Source organism: Streptomyces endocoffeicus (assembly GCF_016741935.1).
GTDB classification, from domain to species: Bacteria; Actinomycetota; Actinomycetes; order Streptomycetales; family Streptomycetaceae; genus Streptomyces; species Streptomyces endocoffeicus.
In genome coordinates, this window is record NZ_JAERRG010000058.1 from 1 (window position 1) to 18,992 (window position 18,992).

At 70.9% G+C, this 18,992-nt stretch carries 16 protein-coding genes, 3 tRNA genes and 2 pseudogenes; 9 read left to right on the forward strand and 12 right to left on the reverse strand.

The window, feature by feature from the left end:
• Window positions 1–38 precede the first annotated feature (38 nt).
• Window positions 39–482 carry a phosphatase domain-containing protein gene (locus tag JK364_RS51380; RefSeq protein ID WP_201858380.1) on the reverse strand — a complete coding sequence of 148 codons (444 nt, stop codon included), beginning with the start codon at window positions 480–482 and terminating at the stop codon, window positions 39–41.
• Window positions 483–627: 145 nt separating this feature from the next.
• Between JK364_RS51380 and JK364_RS51385 the strand changes: the two genes are divergently transcribed.
• Entirely contained in the window at window positions 628–1,800 is a 1,173-nt protein-coding gene (locus JK364_RS51385; protein ID WP_201858381.1) for a hypothetical protein, read from the forward strand.
• 102 nt (window positions 1,801–1,902) lie between these two features.
• Here the strand turns inward: JK364_RS51385 and JK364_RS51390 are convergent, their stop codons facing one another.
• The gene (locus JK364_RS51390) at window positions 1,903–2,127 is read right to left on the reverse strand and encodes a hypothetical protein (RefSeq protein ID WP_201858382.1); all 225 of its coding nucleotides are present in this window, start codon (window positions 2,125–2,127) and stop codon (window positions 1,903–1,905) included.
• A gap of 112 nt (window positions 2,128–2,239) precedes the next feature.
• Window positions 2,240–3,370: an NHL repeat-containing protein gene (locus JK364_RS51395; protein WP_230993839.1), complete on the reverse strand. Its 1,131-nt coding sequence runs from the start codon at window positions 3,368–3,370 to the stop codon at window positions 2,240–2,242.
• Between the two features lie 938 nt (window positions 3,371–4,308).
• On the opposite strand from JK364_RS51395, the gene JK364_RS51400 reads away from it, so the two are divergent.
• The gene (locus JK364_RS51400; RefSeq protein ID WP_201858383.1) at window positions 4,309–4,749 is read left to right on the forward strand and encodes a VOC family protein; all 441 of its coding nucleotides are present in this window, start codon (window positions 4,309–4,311) and stop codon (window positions 4,747–4,749) included.
• A 553-nt stretch (window positions 4,750–5,302) separates the two neighbouring features.
• On the opposite strand, the gene JK364_RS51405 is transcribed toward JK364_RS51400, so the two are convergent.
• Both JK364_RS51405 and JK364_RS51410 read right to left on the reverse strand, forming a co-directional pair.
• Window positions 5,303–6,847, reverse strand: a complete 1,545-nt coding sequence (locus JK364_RS51405) for an alpha/beta hydrolase (RefSeq protein WP_201858384.1) — start codon at window positions 6,845–6,847, stop codon at window positions 5,303–5,305.
• Between the two features lie 102 nt (window positions 6,848–6,949).
• The gene (locus JK364_RS51410; RefSeq protein ID WP_201858385.1) at window positions 6,950–7,201 is read right to left on the reverse strand and encodes a hypothetical protein; all 252 of its coding nucleotides are present in this window, start codon (window positions 7,199–7,201) and stop codon (window positions 6,950–6,952) included.
• Window positions 7,202–7,442: 241 nt separating this feature from the next.
• Between JK364_RS51410 and JK364_RS51415 the strand changes: the two are divergent.
• From JK364_RS51415 to JK364_RS51425, 3 genes and pseudogenes are all read left to right on the forward strand, one after another.
• Window positions 7,443–8,339 (forward strand): annotated as a pseudogene (locus tag JK364_RS51415) (sensor histidine kinase).
• Window positions 8,340–8,562: 223 nt separating this feature from the next.
• Window positions 8,563–8,763 (forward strand): Atu4866 domain-containing protein, encoded by a 201-nt coding sequence (locus JK364_RS56505; protein WP_307841680.1) that lies wholly within the window; start codon window positions 8,563–8,565, stop codon window positions 8,761–8,763.
• Window positions 8,744–8,959, forward strand: a complete 216-nt coding sequence (locus JK364_RS51425; RefSeq protein ID WP_269146452.1) for an SDR family NAD(P)-dependent oxidoreductase — start codon at window positions 8,744–8,746, stop codon at window positions 8,957–8,959. The genes JK364_RS56505 and JK364_RS51425 overlap by 20 nt, the downstream gene beginning before the upstream one ends.
• Before the next feature lie 306 nt (window positions 8,960–9,265).
• Here the strand turns inward: JK364_RS51425 and JK364_RS56510 are convergent, their stop codons facing one another.
• Entirely contained in the window at window positions 9,266–9,604 is a 339-nt protein-coding gene (locus tag JK364_RS56510; protein ID WP_230993840.1) for a hypothetical protein, read from the reverse strand.
• Between the two features lie 102 nt (window positions 9,605–9,706).
• Window positions 9,707–9,955: pseudogene (locus JK364_RS58550) on the reverse strand (hypothetical protein); the annotation flags it as partial.
• A 706-nt stretch (window positions 9,956–10,661) separates the two neighbouring features.
• Here JK364_RS58550 and JK364_RS51435 point away from each other — a divergent pair.
• Both JK364_RS51435 and JK364_RS51440 read left to right on the forward strand, forming a co-directional pair.
• The gene (locus JK364_RS51435) at window positions 10,662–11,858 is read left to right on the forward strand and encodes a PP2C family protein-serine/threonine phosphatase (RefSeq protein WP_230993845.1); all 1,197 of its coding nucleotides are present in this window, start codon (window positions 10,662–10,664) and stop codon (window positions 11,856–11,858) included.
• Window positions 11,859–11,938: 80 nt separating this feature from the next.
• Entirely contained in the window at window positions 11,939–12,505 is a 567-nt protein-coding gene (locus JK364_RS51440; protein ID WP_201858387.1) for a hypothetical protein, read from the forward strand.
• 157 nt (window positions 12,506–12,662) lie between these two features.
• Here the strand turns inward: JK364_RS51440 and JK364_RS51445 are convergent.
• The 3 genes from JK364_RS51445 to JK364_RS51455 form a co-directional block, all read right to left on the reverse strand.
• Window positions 12,663–12,739 (reverse strand) — tRNA-Ile (locus JK364_RS51445).
• Between the two features lie 175 nt (window positions 12,740–12,914).
• Window positions 12,915–12,987, reverse strand: a tRNA-Asn gene (locus JK364_RS51450).
• Window positions 12,988–12,992: 5 nt separating this feature from the next.
• Window positions 12,993–13,065, reverse strand: a tRNA-Asn gene (locus JK364_RS51455).
• 247 nt (window positions 13,066–13,312) lie between these two features.
• Here JK364_RS51455 and JK364_RS51460 point away from each other — a divergent pair.
• Window positions 13,313–13,582, forward strand: a complete 270-nt coding sequence (locus tag JK364_RS51460; protein WP_201858398.1) for a YtxH domain-containing protein — start codon at window positions 13,313–13,315, stop codon at window positions 13,580–13,582.
• 25 nt (window positions 13,583–13,607) lie between these two features.
• Window positions 13,608–15,122, forward strand: coding sequence for an FGGY family carbohydrate kinase (locus JK364_RS51465; protein WP_230993841.1), 1,515 nt, complete (start codon window positions 13,608–13,610; stop codon window positions 15,120–15,122).
• A gap of 162 nt (window positions 15,123–15,284) precedes the next feature.
• Here the strand turns inward: JK364_RS51465 and JK364_RS51470 are convergent, their stop codons facing one another.
• Together JK364_RS51470 and dnaG are read right to left on the reverse strand one after the other, a co-directional pair.
• Window positions 15,285–16,448 (reverse strand): RNA polymerase sigma factor, encoded by a 1,164-nt coding sequence (locus JK364_RS51470; protein ID WP_230993846.1) that lies wholly within the window; start codon window positions 16,446–16,448, stop codon window positions 15,285–15,287.
• A gap of 446 nt (window positions 16,449–16,894) precedes the next feature.
• Window positions 16,895–18,856 (reverse strand): DNA primase, encoded by a 1,962-nt coding sequence (dnaG, locus tag JK364_RS51475; protein ID WP_201858389.1) that lies wholly within the window; start codon window positions 18,854–18,856, stop codon window positions 16,895–16,897.
• Window positions 18,857–18,992: the final 136 nt, after the last annotated feature.

Consider the following 18,992-nt stretch of genomic DNA (forward strand, 5'->3'; position numbering starts at 1 on the left):
CCGAGAGGCGGGCCGGGCCCTGGACGCCACCTCTGCCGTCAGCCGGCCGGAAACCGGGCCACCCAACGCCGCTGCCAAGGCGTCTCGACGGCCCGGGGGTGATGGTGGGTACGCGCCCAGGTGACGGCGTCGGCGGGGGCCACCCCCGCCAGGACGGCCAGGCAGGCGATGACGGTCCCGGTCCGGCCGACGCCGCCTCCGCAGGCGACCTCGACGGGCGTGCCCGCCCGCGCCCGCTGGTGCAGCGCGCGAATCTGCCGTACGGCCAGGTCGCGGTCGCGGGGCAGCAGAAAGTCGGGCCACTCGCCCCACGCGCGCTCCCACCCCAGCTCTCCGTCATGCCGCTCACGCAACCGGGTGGACCCCAGATACAGCCCGAACCCGGGCAGCGGCCCCTCCGGCCGCGGATGCCGCAGACCGCGCCCCCGAACCCAGGAGCCGTCCGGCAGCCGCAGGGCACCCGCCAGCGGTGCGTCATTCATCGGGCCCCGCCCCCGATCCGAAGCGCCCGACCACTGCCGACACGGCGTCACTGTCCTTACTGCCCTTACTGTCCTTACACATACGCTCACTCTGGCCACGCTTCGCACTTTCCGCAAAGGGCTTGAGTCGTGTGAGGATGTGGCGATGGCGTGGCTGGGGAAAAGCGGGTGGCTCGGGAAAAGCGGGTGGCTCGGGAAAAGCGGGAAGCGGACGGTCGGGCTCACGGCCGCGGCGAGTGCGGCACTGGCGCTGACCGCCTGTGGCCCGGGTGGCTCCGGCGACGGGGACTCCGGGGACCGTGAGGCGAAGTACAGACGTGTCATCGAAGACCCCCACCCGCGCCCGGCCGATGTCATCGAGGCGGCCGGGGCACCCACCGATGTGGCCCGCGCGAACGACGGCTCGCTGCTCCTGGCGTACCTGGCGAGCAACGTCGAGGACGACGAGGGGCCGGCCGCCACCGCCTGGCGCATGGTCGGCCCCGACGGCCATACGGTCGCCGAGCACGCGGAACACGCGGACGCGGAGGACCCGCCGCCCGCGTTCAAGGGGGTGCGCGGGGGCTTCGTGCGGGTGCCGCCGGGCGAGGGAGCGGAGGGAGCGTACGCCCTCGACGTACGCGGCAAGCGGCACAAGACCGTCATCACCGAGACCCCGTCGCCCACCCGCCCCGGCGATGTCCTGCTCGCCGAACTGGAGCCGACCCTCATCTACCGCCCCGCCACCCGCACCGTGGCGCCCCCGGCCGGAGCGCCGGACTACGCCATCCGCTTCGCCGTCGACGAACGCGGCACGGCCTGGAGCCTGGACCAGCCCCTGACCGAAGCCCCCAACCGCGTCGTATGGCAGCGCGACGGTCACACCCTTGGCTCCAGAGCCGTCCCGAAGCCGTACGCGGGGGGCATCCTCGCCGCGCGGGGTGGCACCGCGGCGCTGTCCCTCATCCGGGGCGAGCGCGTGCGCGGCCTGTTGCTGACGACGGACGGCGGCGAACACTGGCGGACGGTCCTCGCGGGCGGAATTCCCTGGAGGGAGCTGAAGCGCGACCCGGAGTCGCTGGTCCTGGAGTCGCTGGCGGACGGTCGGCTGCTCGTCGGCGAGGAAGGCGGCCGCTACTGGCTCGCCGACGACCGCGCCAACGACGCCTTCCACGAAGTGAAGACGCCGGCGGCATTCACGTCGCTGACCGTCGACGGCACGACGCTCTACGGCATCGCGGACGCGACGACGGCGACGTACGACCTGGTGAAGGGCGAAGGGCTCTGGATCTCTCGCGACGGTGGACGCGAGTGGCACCGCCACGAGCAGCGCGGATAAGGACCCCGGTGCGCGACGGGCGCCCGCGCATGAGCGACCGCGCGCAGGCGCCCGCGCACACGGGCAACCGCGCACACGGGCGTCCGGGACAATGAGAACCGACTACCCCTCGTCGTCGACGAACAGCTCGAGGTGCCCGCACTTGGGGCAGCGGTACGCCACGATCTGCCGCCGGGTCCGGCCTATCCGCTTGGCACCCCCGAACATTCCCCGCTCCATCGCGCCCTCGATCCAGCGCGCGTACCCTTTCGAGTGCTCGCCGGCGTCCTCGATGAAACCTTCCGCCAGACCGACGGTGCCGCAGTGGGTGCACGTGTAGTCGTTCATGCCGTGAGTGTAGGAGGCCAGGACGGACCCGTAGCCGTCGGCCCCTGCCCGGCTGGGACAACGGAGTGCCTGGGGCCTGCGCGGGGCCGAAATCGGCCCCGCGCAGGGGGGGTCAGGGTCGGCTCAGCAGGTTCAGCGTGTTGGTCGCGTCGTCGACGAAGTAGACCCGGTTGGGGTTTGTGGCGATCGCGAGGCCGAACAGTGCGCCCGCTCCCGGCGGGGTGCCGCTGGTGTCGAGCGTGCGCACGGCCACCTGGTCGCCGCGTGGGGTCGTCTCCACGATATTGCCGTCGCCGCCGTTGACAGTGAGGATGTCGCCCTTCGGGGTGATGTCCATCCCGAGCGGGCCGTTGAGGTTCTGGTCGGCGGTGATCTCACGGCCGGTGCCGGCGCTGGTGCGACGGGTCAGCGCGTTGGAGATCGCGGTGATGCGGTTGTCGACGGTGTCCGCCACATAGAGCGTCCCGTCCCGCAGGCCGACACCCGTCGGTCCGATCACGAGAGCCGCCGGGTCGGTCTTCTGCGCGAAGCCCGAACCGATCTCGGTCGTGGCGATCCGGGTCGGCGGCCGGTCGTCGTGGGTGCGCAGGGTGATGCGCAGCACGGTGCCCCGCCGCACGATGTCGCCGCCGCCGGCGACCGTGCCGTTGAGCACGTTGGTGACGAACAGATCGGTCTCATCGCCCCGGCTCTTCGCGGTCATGTCCCAGGGACCGTTGATCCCCTGGCCGCTGAAGGTCCTGCGGACCTTTCCGTGGCTGTCCAGCACGAGCAGGCACCCGGCCTGCGCCGTGGCGGATGTGCCATCGGCGGTGGGCAGACTGCCCACCACCACCCAGCCACCCGGCAGGATGGACAGTGCGGTGGTCAGGCCCACGCCCCCCGGGCACGGTCCCGGCAGGTTCTGCGGGTCGATCTGGGCGAACAGCCTGTTCGTGCCATTGGGACTGATCTGCACGAGAGTGGTCCCCGTGCCCTGCTCGTTCGCGGCGTTGTTGAAATTGCTGACCAGTACGTTGCCGCGCCGCAGGTCACCGTTGCTCTTCTTGACCAGGGCGGTGCCGTAGGGGTTCACGTCACCGTTGGCCGGAACCGTGGACGCGACGGTCGAGACGGTGTGCAGCGGCTCGAGGAACGGTCTCGTGTCCCCACCCGCCGACACGGCGGATGCCGTCTGACCCACCGTCATGATCGCTGTCACCGCGGCCACCGCCGCGAGGCGCGAAGCCAAACCAAGCCTCATCAGGGTCGTACCTCCTCAGCGCCGTAGGGTCGCCCTGCGGCGCCACGGCGATCACAGAGAGTTGTCACCCATCACATAAGCGGACTCCACGCCGCGCCGCATGTCGGACAGAGCCGGATGCGTGACTCCGTCATGGAGCGGGGCGGCTGCTGAGCCGCGCCGGCCAGTAAAGGGAGCCTGCCCCGGAATCCACATCGCCCGAGCCGGGTGACCCCAATAACCGGTGCCGCATCAGGCAATGCTCGCCCCGTTGTCGGGGGTGTGGCCGGTGTCGTGTATTCGGTGCTGTCCGCCAGAATCGGCGCATGCTGGTTCCGTTGTACTGGGTGTCTCGGATGTGCCGCGTGCGGCCGCATTCTGGATGGAGGCCCTGGGATACGTCCCGCGCGAGGAGATGGAAGACGACTGGGGTTATCCGGACGATGCCGACTTCGTCGTGCTCGCCGATCCCGAAGGTAACCGCTTCTGCGTCATCGACACCCATCAGCACCGAGGTGATCGAAGGCAGCTGGTCGGTGGTGACCTGGCGGCGTGCGCAGATCGGTCTCCAACCGCCACGATGCGGATCGCGATCGCGATCGACAACTTCTCCCCGCGCCTGACCACGAAGAAGGGGACACCCGCGTTGGCGACTGGGCCGTGGGCAACAACATGGAGTTCACCTACACGCCCCTCTCCCCTGAAGCGTCCCCGTCATCGAACCCCGCCGCAGCGGATTGTCTTACCGACGAAAAGGGCCCCGCCCTCTTCGCCCGAGGGAGGAGCCGGACGGCGTTTACACAGGTCAGCCGCCTCGTAACAGCGTAGTGCGTCATGGCTCCGTTCGGACGCATATCCCGCTCCCACCGGGTTACCCCGTGGGAGACGAGCAGGGCAGGAGCCAGAGTGCAGCCCGGTGTGACCGGTCTGGCTCTCCACTTGAAGAAAGGGCCACGGCGATGACGACTCCCGGTGATCTGCCTGCACCTGGGCAGGGGCTGCTGCTCACCCACTTCCTGACAGTGCGCGACGTCGCGAGATCGAGGCGTTTCTACGCCGAGATCTTCGGCGGCGAGGTTGTGCTGGAGGAGAACCCGGCCATCGTGAAGGTGGCCAACGCGTGGATCATCATGAACCCCGGGGGCGGGCCCACCCCGGACAAGCCCGGCGTGACCCTTGCGCCACCGGAGAACGGTGACACCGTGTCCAGTTTTCTGAACGTCCGTGTCGCCGACATCGTCGCCTTCTACGCCGACGCCGCGGCCCGAGGAGCAGAGTTCCTCACGGAGCCCCTCGACCGGAAGGCCGAGCTGCGCTGCTATCTGCGCGACCCCGATGGTTACCTCATTGAGGTCGGCCAGGCCACGGGCATGCTCCAGGGGGTGTTCGCCGACCGCTGACTCGAGGCCGGGGTCCGTCCCGGGGCCGCCCGGGTACGGGGCGGGCTGCGCGCCGGTGGTGGCGCTGGTGGCGGGTCAGCCCGCGCCGCCGTCGAGGAGGCGGCTGCAGCGGAGGCGCAGGGCGCGTTCGGTACTGGCCGCCAGGGTGATGAGTACGACGGCGATGTTTCATCCACACCGACAGGTGCACGGGTGCGGTGAACGCCCTGACCTGCTGGGCGATCTCGAGGGCGGCGGGGAGCCTGCACACCGCGGTGCTGCCTGCCGTCGACGTACAGCTCCGCCTTGACGTTGCCGGAGCCCTGGTTCTGGCCGTGCCTGACGTTCACGGCGTAGACCGTCCACCGACCGGTGGCGTCCGCCGTCCGCAGGTAGAACAGGGCCCGGGAAAGCTGCTGCCATCAGCGGAAACGCTTTAGTTCCCGCCCGTCTCCGGGCTTGACCCGCTGCAGGGCCCGACGCTGTCGCCATTCCTTGAGCATGTCCGTACTCCCGCTCCCGTTCCCGCTCCCGTTCCCGTTCCGGCTCCTGCCGCTTCCGCTGCCGTCCCCCGTTACGCGGCCGGCTGTGCGCCCGGCTGCCCGCTCGGCTGCTCCGCGGGGCAGGCCAGGTCCTTGGCCGGGCGCTTCCCGGTGGTCAGGTACGTGGTCACCGCGTCGTTCGCGCAGGTGTTGGCGGTGGTCGGGTAGACGCCATGGCCGCCCTGGTCGGCGGTGACCAACACGGCCCGCTTGCCGAACGCCTTCCGCAGCTTCTTCGCGCCGGACAGTGGTGAGCCCGGGTCGCGCTCGTTCTGCACCATGAGGACGTTCGACGGGCCCCGGTCACCGATCTGCACCTGCGGCTCGGTGCGCTCTTGCGGCCAGAAGGCGCACGGTCCGATGTTGGAGGTGGACCCGCCCACCATCGGGTACTTCTCGCGGTCCACCGCGGTATTGCGCTGGTAGGCCCCGATCGACCTCGGCCAGCGGCTGTCGTTGCAGGTCACGTGGTAACGGGAGGCCGTGGCGTTCTCCGGGTCCGGCACCGGCGGGCTCAGCGGCCGGCCCGTGTCGAGGGCCTGCCAGGTCTTGGCCACCAGGGGCATGTTGGAGTCGAGGTACAGCATGCCGAACGTGTCCGCGCGGAAGCGCGCCCCGTCGTATCCCTGAGCCGGCTTCTTGTCCAGCCGCTCCGCCAACTCGTAGAACTTCCGCTTCACTTGCTCCTGCGTGCCGCCCAGGCCGTACCCGGGGTGCGCGGCGGCGTACTTCGCGAAGTCCGGGAACCGGTCCTCCATGCCTCGGCCGAACATCCGCGCGGCGGTGAAGTCGTACCCCTTCGGACCGAGATTGCTGTCCAGCACGATCCGGTCGCTCTTCCCCGGGAAGAGCGTCGTGAAGATCGAACCGAGGGAGGTGCCGTAGGAGCCGCCGAAGTACGAGATCTTCGACTCGTCGAGGGCGGCCCTGATCCGGTCCATGTCGCGGGCGGTGTTCGCGGTGCTGACCTGCGGCAGCATCCACGACGTCTTCGAGCCGGCGCACTGCCTGGCGACATCCCGCGCGTGGTCCGCCTCCTTCGTGACATCGGCCGCGGTCTTCGCGTACACCGGCCGGTGCTTCAGCTGCTCGGGCGTGAGGTCGCAGGTCACCGGCGTACTGCGGCCGACGCCGCGCGGGTCGAAGCCGATCAGGTCGTACGAGTCCTGCACGTCCTGCGGCAGCCCCCCGGCGGCGAGCGCGGCCGGGTAGCCGAGGCCCCCCACTCCCGGGCCGCCCGGGTTCACCAGCAGCGCGCCGCGGCGCTTCGAGGGGTTCTCGCTCGTCAGCCGGGAGACGGCGATGTCGATCTTGCGGCCGTCCGGGTCCTGGTAGTCCAGGGGGACTTCGAGCGTCGCGCACTCCAGCCGGGAGGCGGGGTCCTTGCCGGACTTCTTCCGCGTCTTCGACTCCCCGGTGTCCCCGGACTTCTTCTCCGAGTCCTTGCACGAGCCCCACCGCAGGGTGTCGGCCGTCGCCTCGGCGGTGTCCGAGACCGACGGCCGACACCCTACGAGGGTGGTCGCCGCCACCGCGGAGGTGACGATGACGAGGGACAGGGCCTTCTTCCGATGCATGTGAGGGTCTCCTCAGGTGTCACGTGTCAGGTGTCTGTCGGATGTCAGCCGGATGCCGGCTGACAGATGCCACGCGCCAGGTACGAGGTGCGGGCCACGGGATCAGGCGCTCGGTGCGTCCCGCCCGGTGCCGGGCTGGAGCCGGAGGTGGGCCCAGCCGCCGTACGCGATGCCGAGGACCGCGACCAGCCCGAGCAGGACCGTCCGCCCGGCGAGGCTGCCGGGCACCTGGTCCAGGAGCCCCCACCAGTGCTCGGACTCCCGGTTCAGCACCCCGTGGATCGCCGTGGGGGCGGCCAGGGCCGCGAGCACCATCCCGAAGGCCTCCAGGGCCAGGTAGCCGCCTCTGCCCATCACGTACTCCGTTCCGCGTCCGGTCGATTCGGTACGTGAACGAGTCTGTTCAACGGGCGCCGCGGACACATCGGACCGGCGTCTCGAACCGTCCTCGACCGCGGTCGAGAGGGTGGTACGACCGAGGTCGGGGGCGGGGTGGACCCGGGTCCGCTGCGCGGGCCCATACGGCCTCGGGAGAATGACGGCCATGAACATGGACGAGGTGCCCCGGCTCGGCGGGTGACAGCAGACCTGGCGGTTGGGAGCAGCCGCGGCGGCGGGCGTCCCGGTGTGGCTCTCCACCGGCACGCTGCTGCCGGACGGGCAGGCGGCGGAGATGGGCTCCTGGTTCGCCACCGGCGATCCGCTGGTGGCGCTCGGCTGCCTGACGCTGCTGCTGTGGCGGCGGCGGTTCCCGCTCGCCGGCGCCATGACGGTCGCGATCGCCTCGACCGCGTCGACGCTGGCCACCGGCGCGGCGCTCCTGGCGCTGACCTCGATCTCCACGCGCCGCCGCCCGGTGGAGATCGGGCCGGCCGTCCTGGCGTACGTGGTCGCGTCCTCGCTCGCCGTCGGGCTCTATCCCGTCGAGGGCGGCGACGGTGCGACCTGGCTGGAGCGGGCGGTCGTCCCCGCGCTGACCGCGGGCATCGCGGTCGCCCTCGGTACGGCGGTCGGGGCGCGGCGCTTGGAGGTACGGTCGCTGCGCGAGCGCGCGGAGCGGGAACAGGCGGCGCGGGGAGGACAACCGGACGCTCGTCCGCGGCATCGCCGACGGCTCCCAGCAGGCACTGGAGGAACTGCGCGACATCCTCGGGGTCCTCCGCGCCGACCCGGACCGCCCGGAACCGCCGCAGCCCTCCCTCGGCCGCGTCCCCGAACTGGTCGACGACGCCCGCACGTCGGGACTGGCGCCACGCTCACCAGCACCGTGGCGGGGACGCCGTCCGACACACTCGGGCGGACCCGCTACCGGGTCGTCCAGGAGGGCCTGACCAACGCGGCCAAGCACGCCCCGGGCTCCGGTTTCGGCCCTCTCGGCCGCGGCGAACGCGTCACCCTCGCCGCCGGGACACTCGACCACGGCCCCGCACCCGACGGCGGATACGTCCTCACCGCGCGACTGCCCTGGCCGCGCCGGCCCCAGGAGAGATGAGAAACGTCGACAGCGAGCGGGAGCCGGTGCGGGTCGTCATCGTCGACGACCAGCTCAGTCGCTTGAATGCGACCGGACAAGCAGCTCCGACGGACCGGATCACCTGAAACGAGAAGCGAATCGGACCTGATCAGCTGAGACCGAGACCAGGTCTGCTTGCCTGGGTGTGCCACGCCCAGGCAGCACGCGTCCTGGTTGATGGCCGCTGACCTGCCCAGACTCGGTGGAGCGGGACGACGAAGCCCGCGGCGAGCGGCGCAGCGCGTACACCGGCCGGTACATGGTGACCGGCAGCCACCGCCCTGGTCACCGGGGGCGAATCCGCCGTTGGCGGACCAAGAGGTCCCGACACAGCAGTCAGCCAGTCAGCCAGTCAGCATCAACGAGAATCAAGGACCATATCCATGACACGACAACGACTTGACGGCAAAGTCACGCTGATCACGGGCGGGACCGGCGGCCTCGGCACAGCGATCGTCGAACTCTTCGCCCGCGAAGGCGCCCGGCTAGTGATCACCGATGTCGCCGAAGGCCCCCAGCGGGACCTGTCCCACCGGATCGAGGCACGCGGTGCGGAGGTCGTCGCTGCCCGCCTCGATGTCTCCTCCGCGCGGGAGTAGGACGAAGTGATCACCGTCGTACGCGACCGGTTCGGAACGCCTTCCACCCAGTGCTGGAGCGCGTCGGCGAGCAGTTGCCGTGCCAGGGTGACGACCTCGTCGGCGCGGTAACCGGTGGTGCGGGTCAGCCACAGCGGATGGGCGATGTCCAGGATGTCGCAGGCCGTCTGCCGGTCCCGGCGGGTGTAGCGGGCATCGCGGGCGTGCTGGAGTACGGAGTCGATGGTCCGCTCGGGGTAGGGCAGGGCAGTCCGAACTGCGCGAACGTGCCGCGACTGGCGCGGTAGAAGCCGTTGACGACCCGCATCAGGCCATCGGTGGATTCTCCTGCCGGGGCAGCGCCTCCAGGTACTCGACGACGTCACCGGCGCTCAGTGCGGCGACGCCGTGCGGGGGATGGGCGAACTCGCTGCCCAGCAAGTCGAGGGCGTAGCCGACGCACAGGAAGTGGTAGCCGGTCTCCTTGCTGAAGGGGGGTGTGCCGACGGGGCGTTGGCGTCCGTCCTCGTCGAGTGCGCCGACGATGCCGCTGTGGGGGTCCTGCCAGAAGCGCAGCCGAGCGATCTGCTCGTCCGCGGACAGCGGGAGCGGGGCGCGCCCGAGGAGCAGGTCGGCGATCTCCACGGCGTCGCACTGGGCGCGCACGGTGGGCGGGCTGCCGGGCGCGTCGGCGAACAGTCCGCCTCCCGGGCCGGGTGCGAAGCAGCGGGCGATGATGTCTTCGGCCTGGGCGCGGGCGGCTCCTGGTCAAGCCGGTTGAGCACCTTGGAGAGGCTGGTCAGGGAGGTTGCGCCCGTAGCCGGGGGCGCCCGGGTCACCCTCGACGAGATCACAGACCTGATCACTCGTGCTGTCGAGCAGGAGGGCGCGACCGGATGCCGTGACGTGCAGGGGCGAGGTACGGCCCGCCCAGCCGCCGGCCTGGAGGGAGTGCGTCGACCGCTCGCGGAGGATGGTGACGGAGCGATTCCCCTGCGGGACGGACAGCAGGGCCGTCTCATGGGTCTCCGGACGCGCCGCCCGTTCGGCCTCGGCCGAACGTGAAGCAGGGGACTCGGATCACCCGGCGCCCTACCCGCATGAGCGGGGACCGCGTCACCTGGTCTCTTTGACGAACATGACGGCGCGAAGGCACCCGGAAGAGCGAAAGCCGCGGCGCTCAGGTAGAGGACCGCGTAGTTCGAGCCGCCTCCGATGGTGAGGAACGCAGGCGCGATGGCGGGCGCGACGCTCTGTGGGAGGGCGTTGGCAATGTTGAACAGGCCCATGCCCTTGGCGGCTTCGGTCTCGCTGTCGGGCAGGACGGAGACGACCAGCGCGTAGTCGACGCCCACGTAGGCGCCCTGCCCCAGGCCGGCGATGGCGGTCCTACGGCGGCCAAGGTCGTCGCGTAGCGCGAACCGGCCAGGCCGAGACCGAACACGGGGGCGCATCCGGCGTGTTCGAGCGCGCGGAAGACTCCCGTGCCGGTTCCGCCGCAGTGACCTGGCTGACGCGGGCCTTCTCCCGTAGTCGCTCTCGAACTGCCCGGCCACGGTCAGGACGGCGGAGAACATCGCTCCCACGCATACGGGCTGAGGCATTTATTACGGCTGATTTTGCTGTCGGCGGATAAGAGAGTCCGTAACTCAGGGAGGCTGACGTGGGGCACGAACGGACCGGACTGGCCGAGGTACTGGCAGCGGCGGAGGATGCCGCGCCGATGGACTCCCTCGATGTCGTGGCACGCAATCTGCGAGACCGGTTCGGCGCGCGACACGTGTCGTTCCTGTTCGCCGACATCGTCGGCCGACGCGTGCTGCGGGTCAGCGAAAAGACAGCTACACAACAGGAGCACCGCGCGGAACAGGTCCCCCTCGACGGCAGCAGCATCTACGACGAGGTCCTGCGCGACCAGAAGCTGGTGCGGGTACCGGAGGGCGAGCAGGTGCAGCGGGTGCTCGCTCCTGTCAGCAACCGCGGCGACGCCATCGGTGTCCTGGAACTGATTCTACGGCAGGTCACACCAGATGTGCTGGATCAGGTCGAAGAGGCTGCGCACGCGCTGGCTTACATCATCGTCACCGACCGCCGCTTCACCGACCTCTACCACTCGGGCAACCGCACCACCTCGGTCAGCCTGGCCGCGGAAATCCAGCGCCAGCTCCTGCCCTCCGCCCCCTCCTGCGAAGCCGCCGAATTCACCCTCGCCGGCGCCCTGGTCCCGGCCGCCGACATCGCCGGTGACACCTACGATTACACCCTCGACAACGACACCCTGCACGTGTCCGTCACCGACGCCATGGGCCACGACGTCAACGCCGCTCTCATGGCCACTCTCCTGGTCAACGCCTCCCGCGGCGCCCGCCGCGCCGGGGCGGACCTTGCCGAACAGGCCCGCCAAACCCACCAAGCCCTCCTCGACCACGGCCGACGGACCTTCGCCACCGGCCAACTGTTGCGCATCGCCCTGGACGGGACCGGCGCCCAACTCGTCAACGCCGGCCACCCCTGGCCGCTACGGCTGCGCGACGGCACGGTCAACGAACTGCACCTGGCCGTGAACCTGCCCTTCGGCGTCGCCGAGCAGGGCCCGTACCAAGTCCAGGACCTCGACCTGCACCCCCGTGACCGCCTCCTGCTCTACACCGACGGCATGCAAGAAGGCCAACCGGAAGCAGTCAACCTCCCCGGCCTCATCCATGACACCGCCGCCGACCACCCGCGCGAGGTCGTGCGCACTCTGGTCGCCGCGGTCACCGACGCGTCCAAGGGCCACCCGAGAGACGACGCCACCGTCCTCTGCCTGGACTGGCGCGGTCCCCTTCCAGAAGCCACCGCGCGAACGCCCGAGCCAGCCGCGCAACCCCAACGCGCCCAAACCCCGGTGGGCGGTTCATGTGTGCATGAGGGCCCCTGAGTACCCGCGTACGGGGCCGGCCGGTCAACGTGGGTTGTTCGGCGAGTACGGCCTGAACGGCGGTCATCAGCTCGGCGGGCATGGAGGGGCAGGCTCAGCCGGTGGCGGGTGTCGCCTCCGGCTTGCTGCTGGCCAAGAACGACATCAAGGTCGTGCAGGAGAGGCTGGGCCACTCCTCGCGCCAGATCACCTCAGATACCTACACCAACGTGCTGCCCGAGATGATGCGCACCGAGGCCGAGTCCACGCTGTCCGTCGTGCCTCGCGAGGTCGCGTACGACGTCCAGCAGGAGCTGGAGATCTCCAATGAGGCGTTCCAAGGCGACGTCGCCGTCATCTTCGCCCACGGCTCCCGCGACACCGGAAACACGTGGGTCGTCGGGGCACAGACCGGGCCGCAGTGCCCCTTGCTCGGCGAGATCCGCACTGTCGGCCGGGGCCAGGAGCACGCTGCTGACGCCGCCCTGAAGTGGGTCCGGGGCCACTGCGCCGACCGCGAAATGGAGATCCTTGCGCCCGACCGGATGGGCTGGACGTGTCTCAATGGGGCCCGTCCGCCGGCCCCAGCACCCGCCCCGGCAGCTCGCGAGGCCACGCCGATAGGCGCTCTTAGGCGCTCTTCACGACGATCCCGGAAGGCCGCGTAGTCACCTGCGACATCACCTGGGCCACTGGTGGGCCGTTCGGGCCACTGTAAGGCCACTTGATCTTGATCCGGACGAGTGAACGGGAGTCCCCGCGTCGGCGCGGCGACTCCCGTTCTTATGTCTTCGCAGGTCAGGATGGGCCTGCCCGCGTATGCCCTGGTGGGGCGGGTGGGACTCGAACCCACGGCCGACGGATTATGAGTCCGCTGCTCTAACCGGCTGAGCTACCGCCCCGTAACGGCGCGTCGTACACATCCGCGCGCGCCGTCTGCCGCAGCATAGCCGCTCATACGATCTGCTGCTTCGAAGGGCCGATGCTGGGAGGCCCCCTGGCTGCGATCATGACGTAGATCACGTCCGGAGGGGGCCGGAAATGAAAAAGGACCCCGCAAAGGGTCCTCCTCACCTGCTCCCCCGACTGGACTCGAACCAGTAACCCTCCGGTTAACAGCCGAATGCTCTGCCAATTGAGCTACAGGGGACCGAGCTCCCCCGACTGGACTCGAACCAGTAACCTGCCGGTTAACAGCCGGCTGCTCTGCCAATTGAGCTACAGGGGATTGCTCCGTGTGCCGCGACCGTGGCTCCGCCCGGATCTCCCGGACGGCGTGCGCTCGCTGCGACACATACATTAGCGCAAGCAGGGGGGTGTTCCGCCAATCGGTTCGCCGCGTCCGCCCTCGGGCGAACCTCCGCCGATCCAGGGATGATCTTCTGGATGATCGTGGGTGATCTGCGGCGCGGGCGGGTAGACGTGCGGCACGACCCCGGGGTCCAGATGTGAAGGACAGCGAGAAGGGCAGGTCGATGCGCTACCGGCTGACGTTCATCACCGGGATGGCTGTGGGTTACGTACTGGGCACGCGAGCCGGCCGCGAGCGGTACGAGCAGCTGCGCGCGTGCGCGCAGAAGTTCGCACGGAACCCGGCCGTCCGCAATACCGCCGAATCGGCCGCGCAAGGAGGCCGGCATGCCGCCGTGCGGGCGCTGGACAAGGTCCGGCCGCTGCGCGAGAAGATCGGGCAGCGCGACCCCCGCGCGGTGGGCGAGGACGACTGGGGCACCAGCAACACCTAGACCCGGCGGTGGCATGATCTGATCCATGGGGATAGTCGCCGGGTTGGACAGTTCGTCCGAGAGCACACGAATCGTCGTCTGTGACACCGATACGGGTGCCGTGATCAAACAGGGGTACGCCCCGCATCCGGTCGGCGGCAGCGGAGATGTGGACCCGCAGGCGTGGCTGATGTCGCTCGGCGAGGCCGCCGAGGGCGGGCTGCTCGAGGGGGTCCAGGCCATCGGCGTCTCGGCGCAGCAGCACGGGCTGCTGGCGCTGGACGCGAATGGGGTGCTGGTGCGCCTCGCGCTGGTGGGCAACGACAAGCGCGCCCAGGTCGCGGCCGCCGACCTCACCGAGGCGCTCGGCGGCCGCACGGCCTGGGCCCAGGCGGTCGGCGCCGTGCCGACCGCCTCGCAGCCGGTGGCCAAACTGCGCTGGCTGACGCGGAACGAGCCGGACGCGGCGCACCGCGTGGCCGAGCTGATGCAGCCGCACGACTGGCTGGTGTGGCAGCTGCTGGGGCGGCCGGTGCGGCGTACGACCGACCGCGGTACGGCCTCCAGCAGCGGCTACTGGTCGGCGGCGAACGGATCCTGGCGCCCCGACCTGGTCCAGCTGGCCCTCGGTCACCAGGTGCGGCTGCCGGAGGTCATCGGCCCGGCCGACGCCGCCGGGCACACCCCCGAGGGGCTGCTGATCTCCGCCGGTACGGGCGAGACCATGGCCGCCGCCTTCGGGCTCGGGGTCGGGGTCGGCGACGCGGTGATCTCCCTGGGCGCCTCCGGCTCGGTCTTCTCCGTCCACCATGAGGCGCTGACCGATCCGACCGGCACGATCCTGTCGTACGCAGACGCCACCGGCATGCATCTGCCGGTGGTCCATACGCTCAACGCGGTACGGGCGCTACGCGGTACGGCGGATTTGCTCGGCACGGATCTCGAGGGGCTCTCCGAGCTCGCGATGAAGTCCACCCCGGGGTCGTCCGGGCTGGTGCTGCTGCCGTATCTGGAGGGCGAGCGGACCCCGCATCTGCCGCATACGGCCGGGACGCTGACCGGGCTGCGGCGCGAGTCGATGAAGCCCGAGCATCTGGCGCGGGCCGCGTTCGAGGGGATGCTGTGCGGGCTCGCTGACGCGCTGGATGTGCTGCGCGGGCGCGGCGTCCAGGTGCGGCGCGTGTTCCTGCTCGGGCCCGCGGCCGACCTCCAGGCCGTCCGCGCGATCGCGCCCGCGGTGCTGGGCGCGCAGGTCGTGGTGGTCCAGCCCGCCGACTACGCCGCGCTGGGCGCGGCCCGGCAGGCCGCGTGGGCGCTGGGCGTCTCGCACGGCACCCACTCGCCGCATGAGCCGCCGCGCTGGCCGGCCGCGGCGAGCCAGGTCTTCGAGCCGGGCGAGGACCTGCCGGTGGGGCAGTCGGTCCGGCAGCAGTACGTGGCGGTGCGGGAGCAGATCCACCCCGGGGCCTTTGAGCCGGAGGCTTTTGGGTCCGGGGGCGTCGAGGCGGGAGCCCAGGAGACCGCGGGCCAGGGGACGGCCGACGGGTACGGGGCCATGTGAGAGGAAGTCCGCTACGGTTCGGGCAGCACCCCGAAGGGGCGCGGGGCTGTGTCGATGTGCGGCTCGCCGCGGCTGTGTCGATATGCGGCTACGCCGCGTGGGACCAGCCACGACGGCGCCGCGGTCGGCCGACGACCCATCGCGGCACTTCCCGCGGAGCGCTCAGTCCAGATAACCCCGCAGCTGATCGGCGAAGGCGTGGTCGCGGAGCTTGTTGAGCGTCTTCGACTCGATCTGGCGGATCCGCTCCCGCGTCACCCCGAAGATCCGGCCGATCTCCTCCAGCGTGCGGGGGCGGCCGTCGGCCAGTCCGTACCGCAGCTGCACCACCTTGCGTTCGCGCTCGCCGAGCGTCGACAGCACGGCCTCCAGATGCTCGCGGAGCAGCAGGAAGGCCGCGGACTCCACGGGTGAGGCCGCGTCGCCGTCCTCGATGAGGTCGCCGAGGGCGACATCGTCCTCCTCGCCCACCGGCGCGTGGAGCGACACCGGCTCCTGGGCCAGCCGCAGCACCTCGCTCACCCGCTCCGGGAGCAGGTCGAGATGGGCGGCTACCTCCTCGGGGGTGGGTTCGTAGCCGCGCTCCTGGAGCATCCGGCGCTGGACCCGGACCACCCGGTTGATCAGCTCGACGACATGCACCGGGACCCGGATCGTCCGGGCCTGGTCGGCCAGGGCGCGGGACATGGCCTGGCGGATCCACCAGGTGGCATACGTCGAGAACTTGTAGCCGCGGGCGTAGTCGAACTTCTCGACCGCGCGGATCAGGCCGAGGTTGCCCTCCTGGACCAGGTCGAGCATGGTCAGGCCGCGGCCGACGTAGCGCTTGGCGACGGAGACGACGAGGCGGAGGTTGGCCTCGATCAGCCGGCGCTTGGCCATCCGGCCCAGGACCACCAATCTGTCGAGGTCCAGGGCGAGTTGGGTGTCGAGGTCGGGGGTGTTGCCGAGCTTCTCCTCGGCGAACAGGCCCGCCTCGACCCGGCGGGCCAGTTCGACCTCCTCGACCGCGGAGAGCAGCGGTATCCGCCCGATCTCGCGGAGGTACTGGCGGAAGAGGTCGGCGGAGGGGCCGCTGGTGTCGGCGCGGGCGGGCGGCTCGATCGGCTCGACGGGCTCCACGGGCTCCACGGCCTCGACCGGGTCGACCGGCTCCGCGGGCTCTGCGGGCTCCGCGGGTTCCGCGGGTTCCGCTTCGGGGGCGGCGCCGTCGGGCGCGGGGGCCGCGGCGGTGTCGGGGGCGAGGTCGGCCTTGGAGTCCGGTGCGGTGTCCTGGCCGGTATCCGGTACGCCTTCCGGGGCGAGCTCGGCCGAGTCCTCGGGCATGGCCGGCGCTACCGCTGTGGCGCGGGGCGAGTGGGGGGACAGGGGGTGCGCCGCAAGGGCCGCGTCGGTGAGGGTCTGGGTCTGCACGGGGGCGACCTCCAGGGTGATCGCTGCTGAGGGGGCAGAACGATCGGGTACGGCACGGCGGCCGCGCCGCCGTCCGTCCCGTACATCTTGAGCGACTCTGCGGGGGATTCCGGCCCTACCCGGCCAAGACCGCCGCGCTCCGAGGACTCAGGCACCGCATCCCAGTGTGGAGTACGACACAGGCCCGCCACGAGGGGCGTGCGAGCACTTTTTGCTCAGCGGCCCGTGACCGTACGACTACCCGGCGACTACAGCGAGCTCTCCGGCCCGCCCGCCGGAGCACGAACGTGCTGGCGGGAGCCCATCCACCGGCCCTCGCCGCCCCCGGCCGCCCCTGCCTTCCCAAGCGCCCGCTCGTCCTACAGCGCCGCCGCGCCCCGGTCCCGGAGGGACTGGCCGTACTGCTGCAGCACCCAGAGCTCGTTCTGCACGGCGGCGAGGTGGGCGGGGTCGGCGTGCTGCCCCAGCCGCTGGAGGGCGCCCCGGACCTCGGTCACGCGGTGGTTCACCGCGGCCAGCCGGACGGCCACCAACTGCACCCCCGCGTACACCTCGTCCGGGTCGCGGCGGGTGTGCGGCGGCTCGACGGCGAGCTCGGTGACCATCGCCCGGACCGTGTCGTCGGGCGCCGCCTCCCGGACCCGGGCGAGATAGTCGTCGTCCGCGGCGGTCGCGCCGCCCGCGTCCTCGATGGCGCGGCGCACCGCCGCGTACGGCGGGGCGGTGAACTCGTCGATGCCGTAGGCGTCGAAGGCCGGGGAGACCAGGTGGGGGTGTTGCAGCGCCAGCTTGAGCAGCTCGCGCTCGACGCGATGGGCGGGGCTGCGCAGATTCAGCGCGGGACCGCGCGGGGGCACCGGGGCGCCCTGGGCTTCCGAGCCGCCATGGGCCTCCGGCTCGCCTCGGTGGCGCTGCCGCGGTCCGTCGCCCCCGGGACCGCCGCGCTGGTCGCCCCGGCCGCGCTGGTCGCCGCCCGCGCCGCGGCCGCGTTCCCGCGCCCAGCGGGCCAGCTGCGAGACGCGCCGCACGACGAACTGGGTGTCGAGGATGCCGAGCAGACCCGCGAGATGGACCGCCGACTCGTGCTGGATGGAGCTGTTCTTGATCCCGGCGACGACGGGCGCCGCCTCCTCCAGCGCGGCGGCGCGCCCCACCGCCGTGTCCAGGTTGTGACGCGCGATGATCTGCCGGATGGCGAACTCGAACAGCTGGGTGCGGTTCTCGACCAGCGACTTGACGGCGCCGTCGCCCTCCGCGAGCCGCAGCTCGCAGGGGTCCATCCCGCCCGGGGTGATCGCGATGTAGGTCTCGGCGGCGAACTTCTGGTCGTCCTCGAAGGCACGCAGGGCCGCCTTCTGGCCCGCCGCGTCGCCGTCGAAGGTGAAAACTACCTCGGCGCCCGAGTTGTCCATCAGCAGCCGGCGGAGGATCTTGATGTGATCGCCGCCGAAGGAGGTGCCGCAGGTGGCGATGGCGGTGGTGACGCCCGCGAGATGGCAGGCCATGACGTCCGTATAGCCCTCGACCACCACCGCCCGGCTGGACTTGGCGATGTCCTTCTTCGCGAGGTCGATGCCGTAGAGGACCTGGGACTTCCGGTAGAGCGGGGTCTCGGGGGTGTTGAGGTACTTCGGGCCGTTGTCGTCCTCGCGGAGCTTCCGGGCGCCGAAGCCGACGACCTCACCGGAGATGTCCCGGATCGGCCACATCAGCCGGCCCCGGAAGCGGTCGATCGGATTGCGGCGGCTCTCCTGGGCGAGTCCGGAGAGGATCAGCTCCTGGTCGGTGGAGCCGCGGCCGCGCAGATAGCGGACGAGGTGGTCCCAGCCGGCCGGGCTGTAGCCCACGCCGAAGTGCTGCGCCGCGGCCTGGTCGAAGCCGCGCTCGGCGAGGAACTTCCGGCCGATCTCCGCCTCGGGGCTGTCCAGCTGCTCGATGTAGAACTGCGCGGCCGCCTTGTGGGCCTCGACCAGCCGGGTGCGCTCGCCCTGCTGGCGGCCGGGGGTGTAGCCCCCCTCCTCGTAGCGCAGGGTGATCCCGGACTGCGAGGCCAGCCGCTCGATGGTCTCGGCGAAGGAGAGGTGGTCGATCTTCATGATGAAGTCGACCGTGTCGCCGCCCTCCTGGCAGCCGAAGCAGTAGTAGAGCCCCTTACTGGGGCTGACCTGGAAGGACGGGCTCTTCTCGTCATGGAAGGGACACAGGCCCTTGAGATTGCCACCCCCCGCGTTCCGCAGCTGGAGGTATTCGGATACGACGGCGTCGATCGGGACCGCTGCCCGTACCGCCTTCACGTCGTCATCGTTGATCCTGCCTGCCACGCCCGAATTCTACGGCCGGGGTCCGACACGGCTGTCCGCCGCCTGCCGGACCCCGGTGTTCCGAGGCGTCTGAGGGCCTGAGGACCTATGGGCCTGAGGGCCTGAGGGCCTGAGGGACTGAGGACCTAAGGGCCTA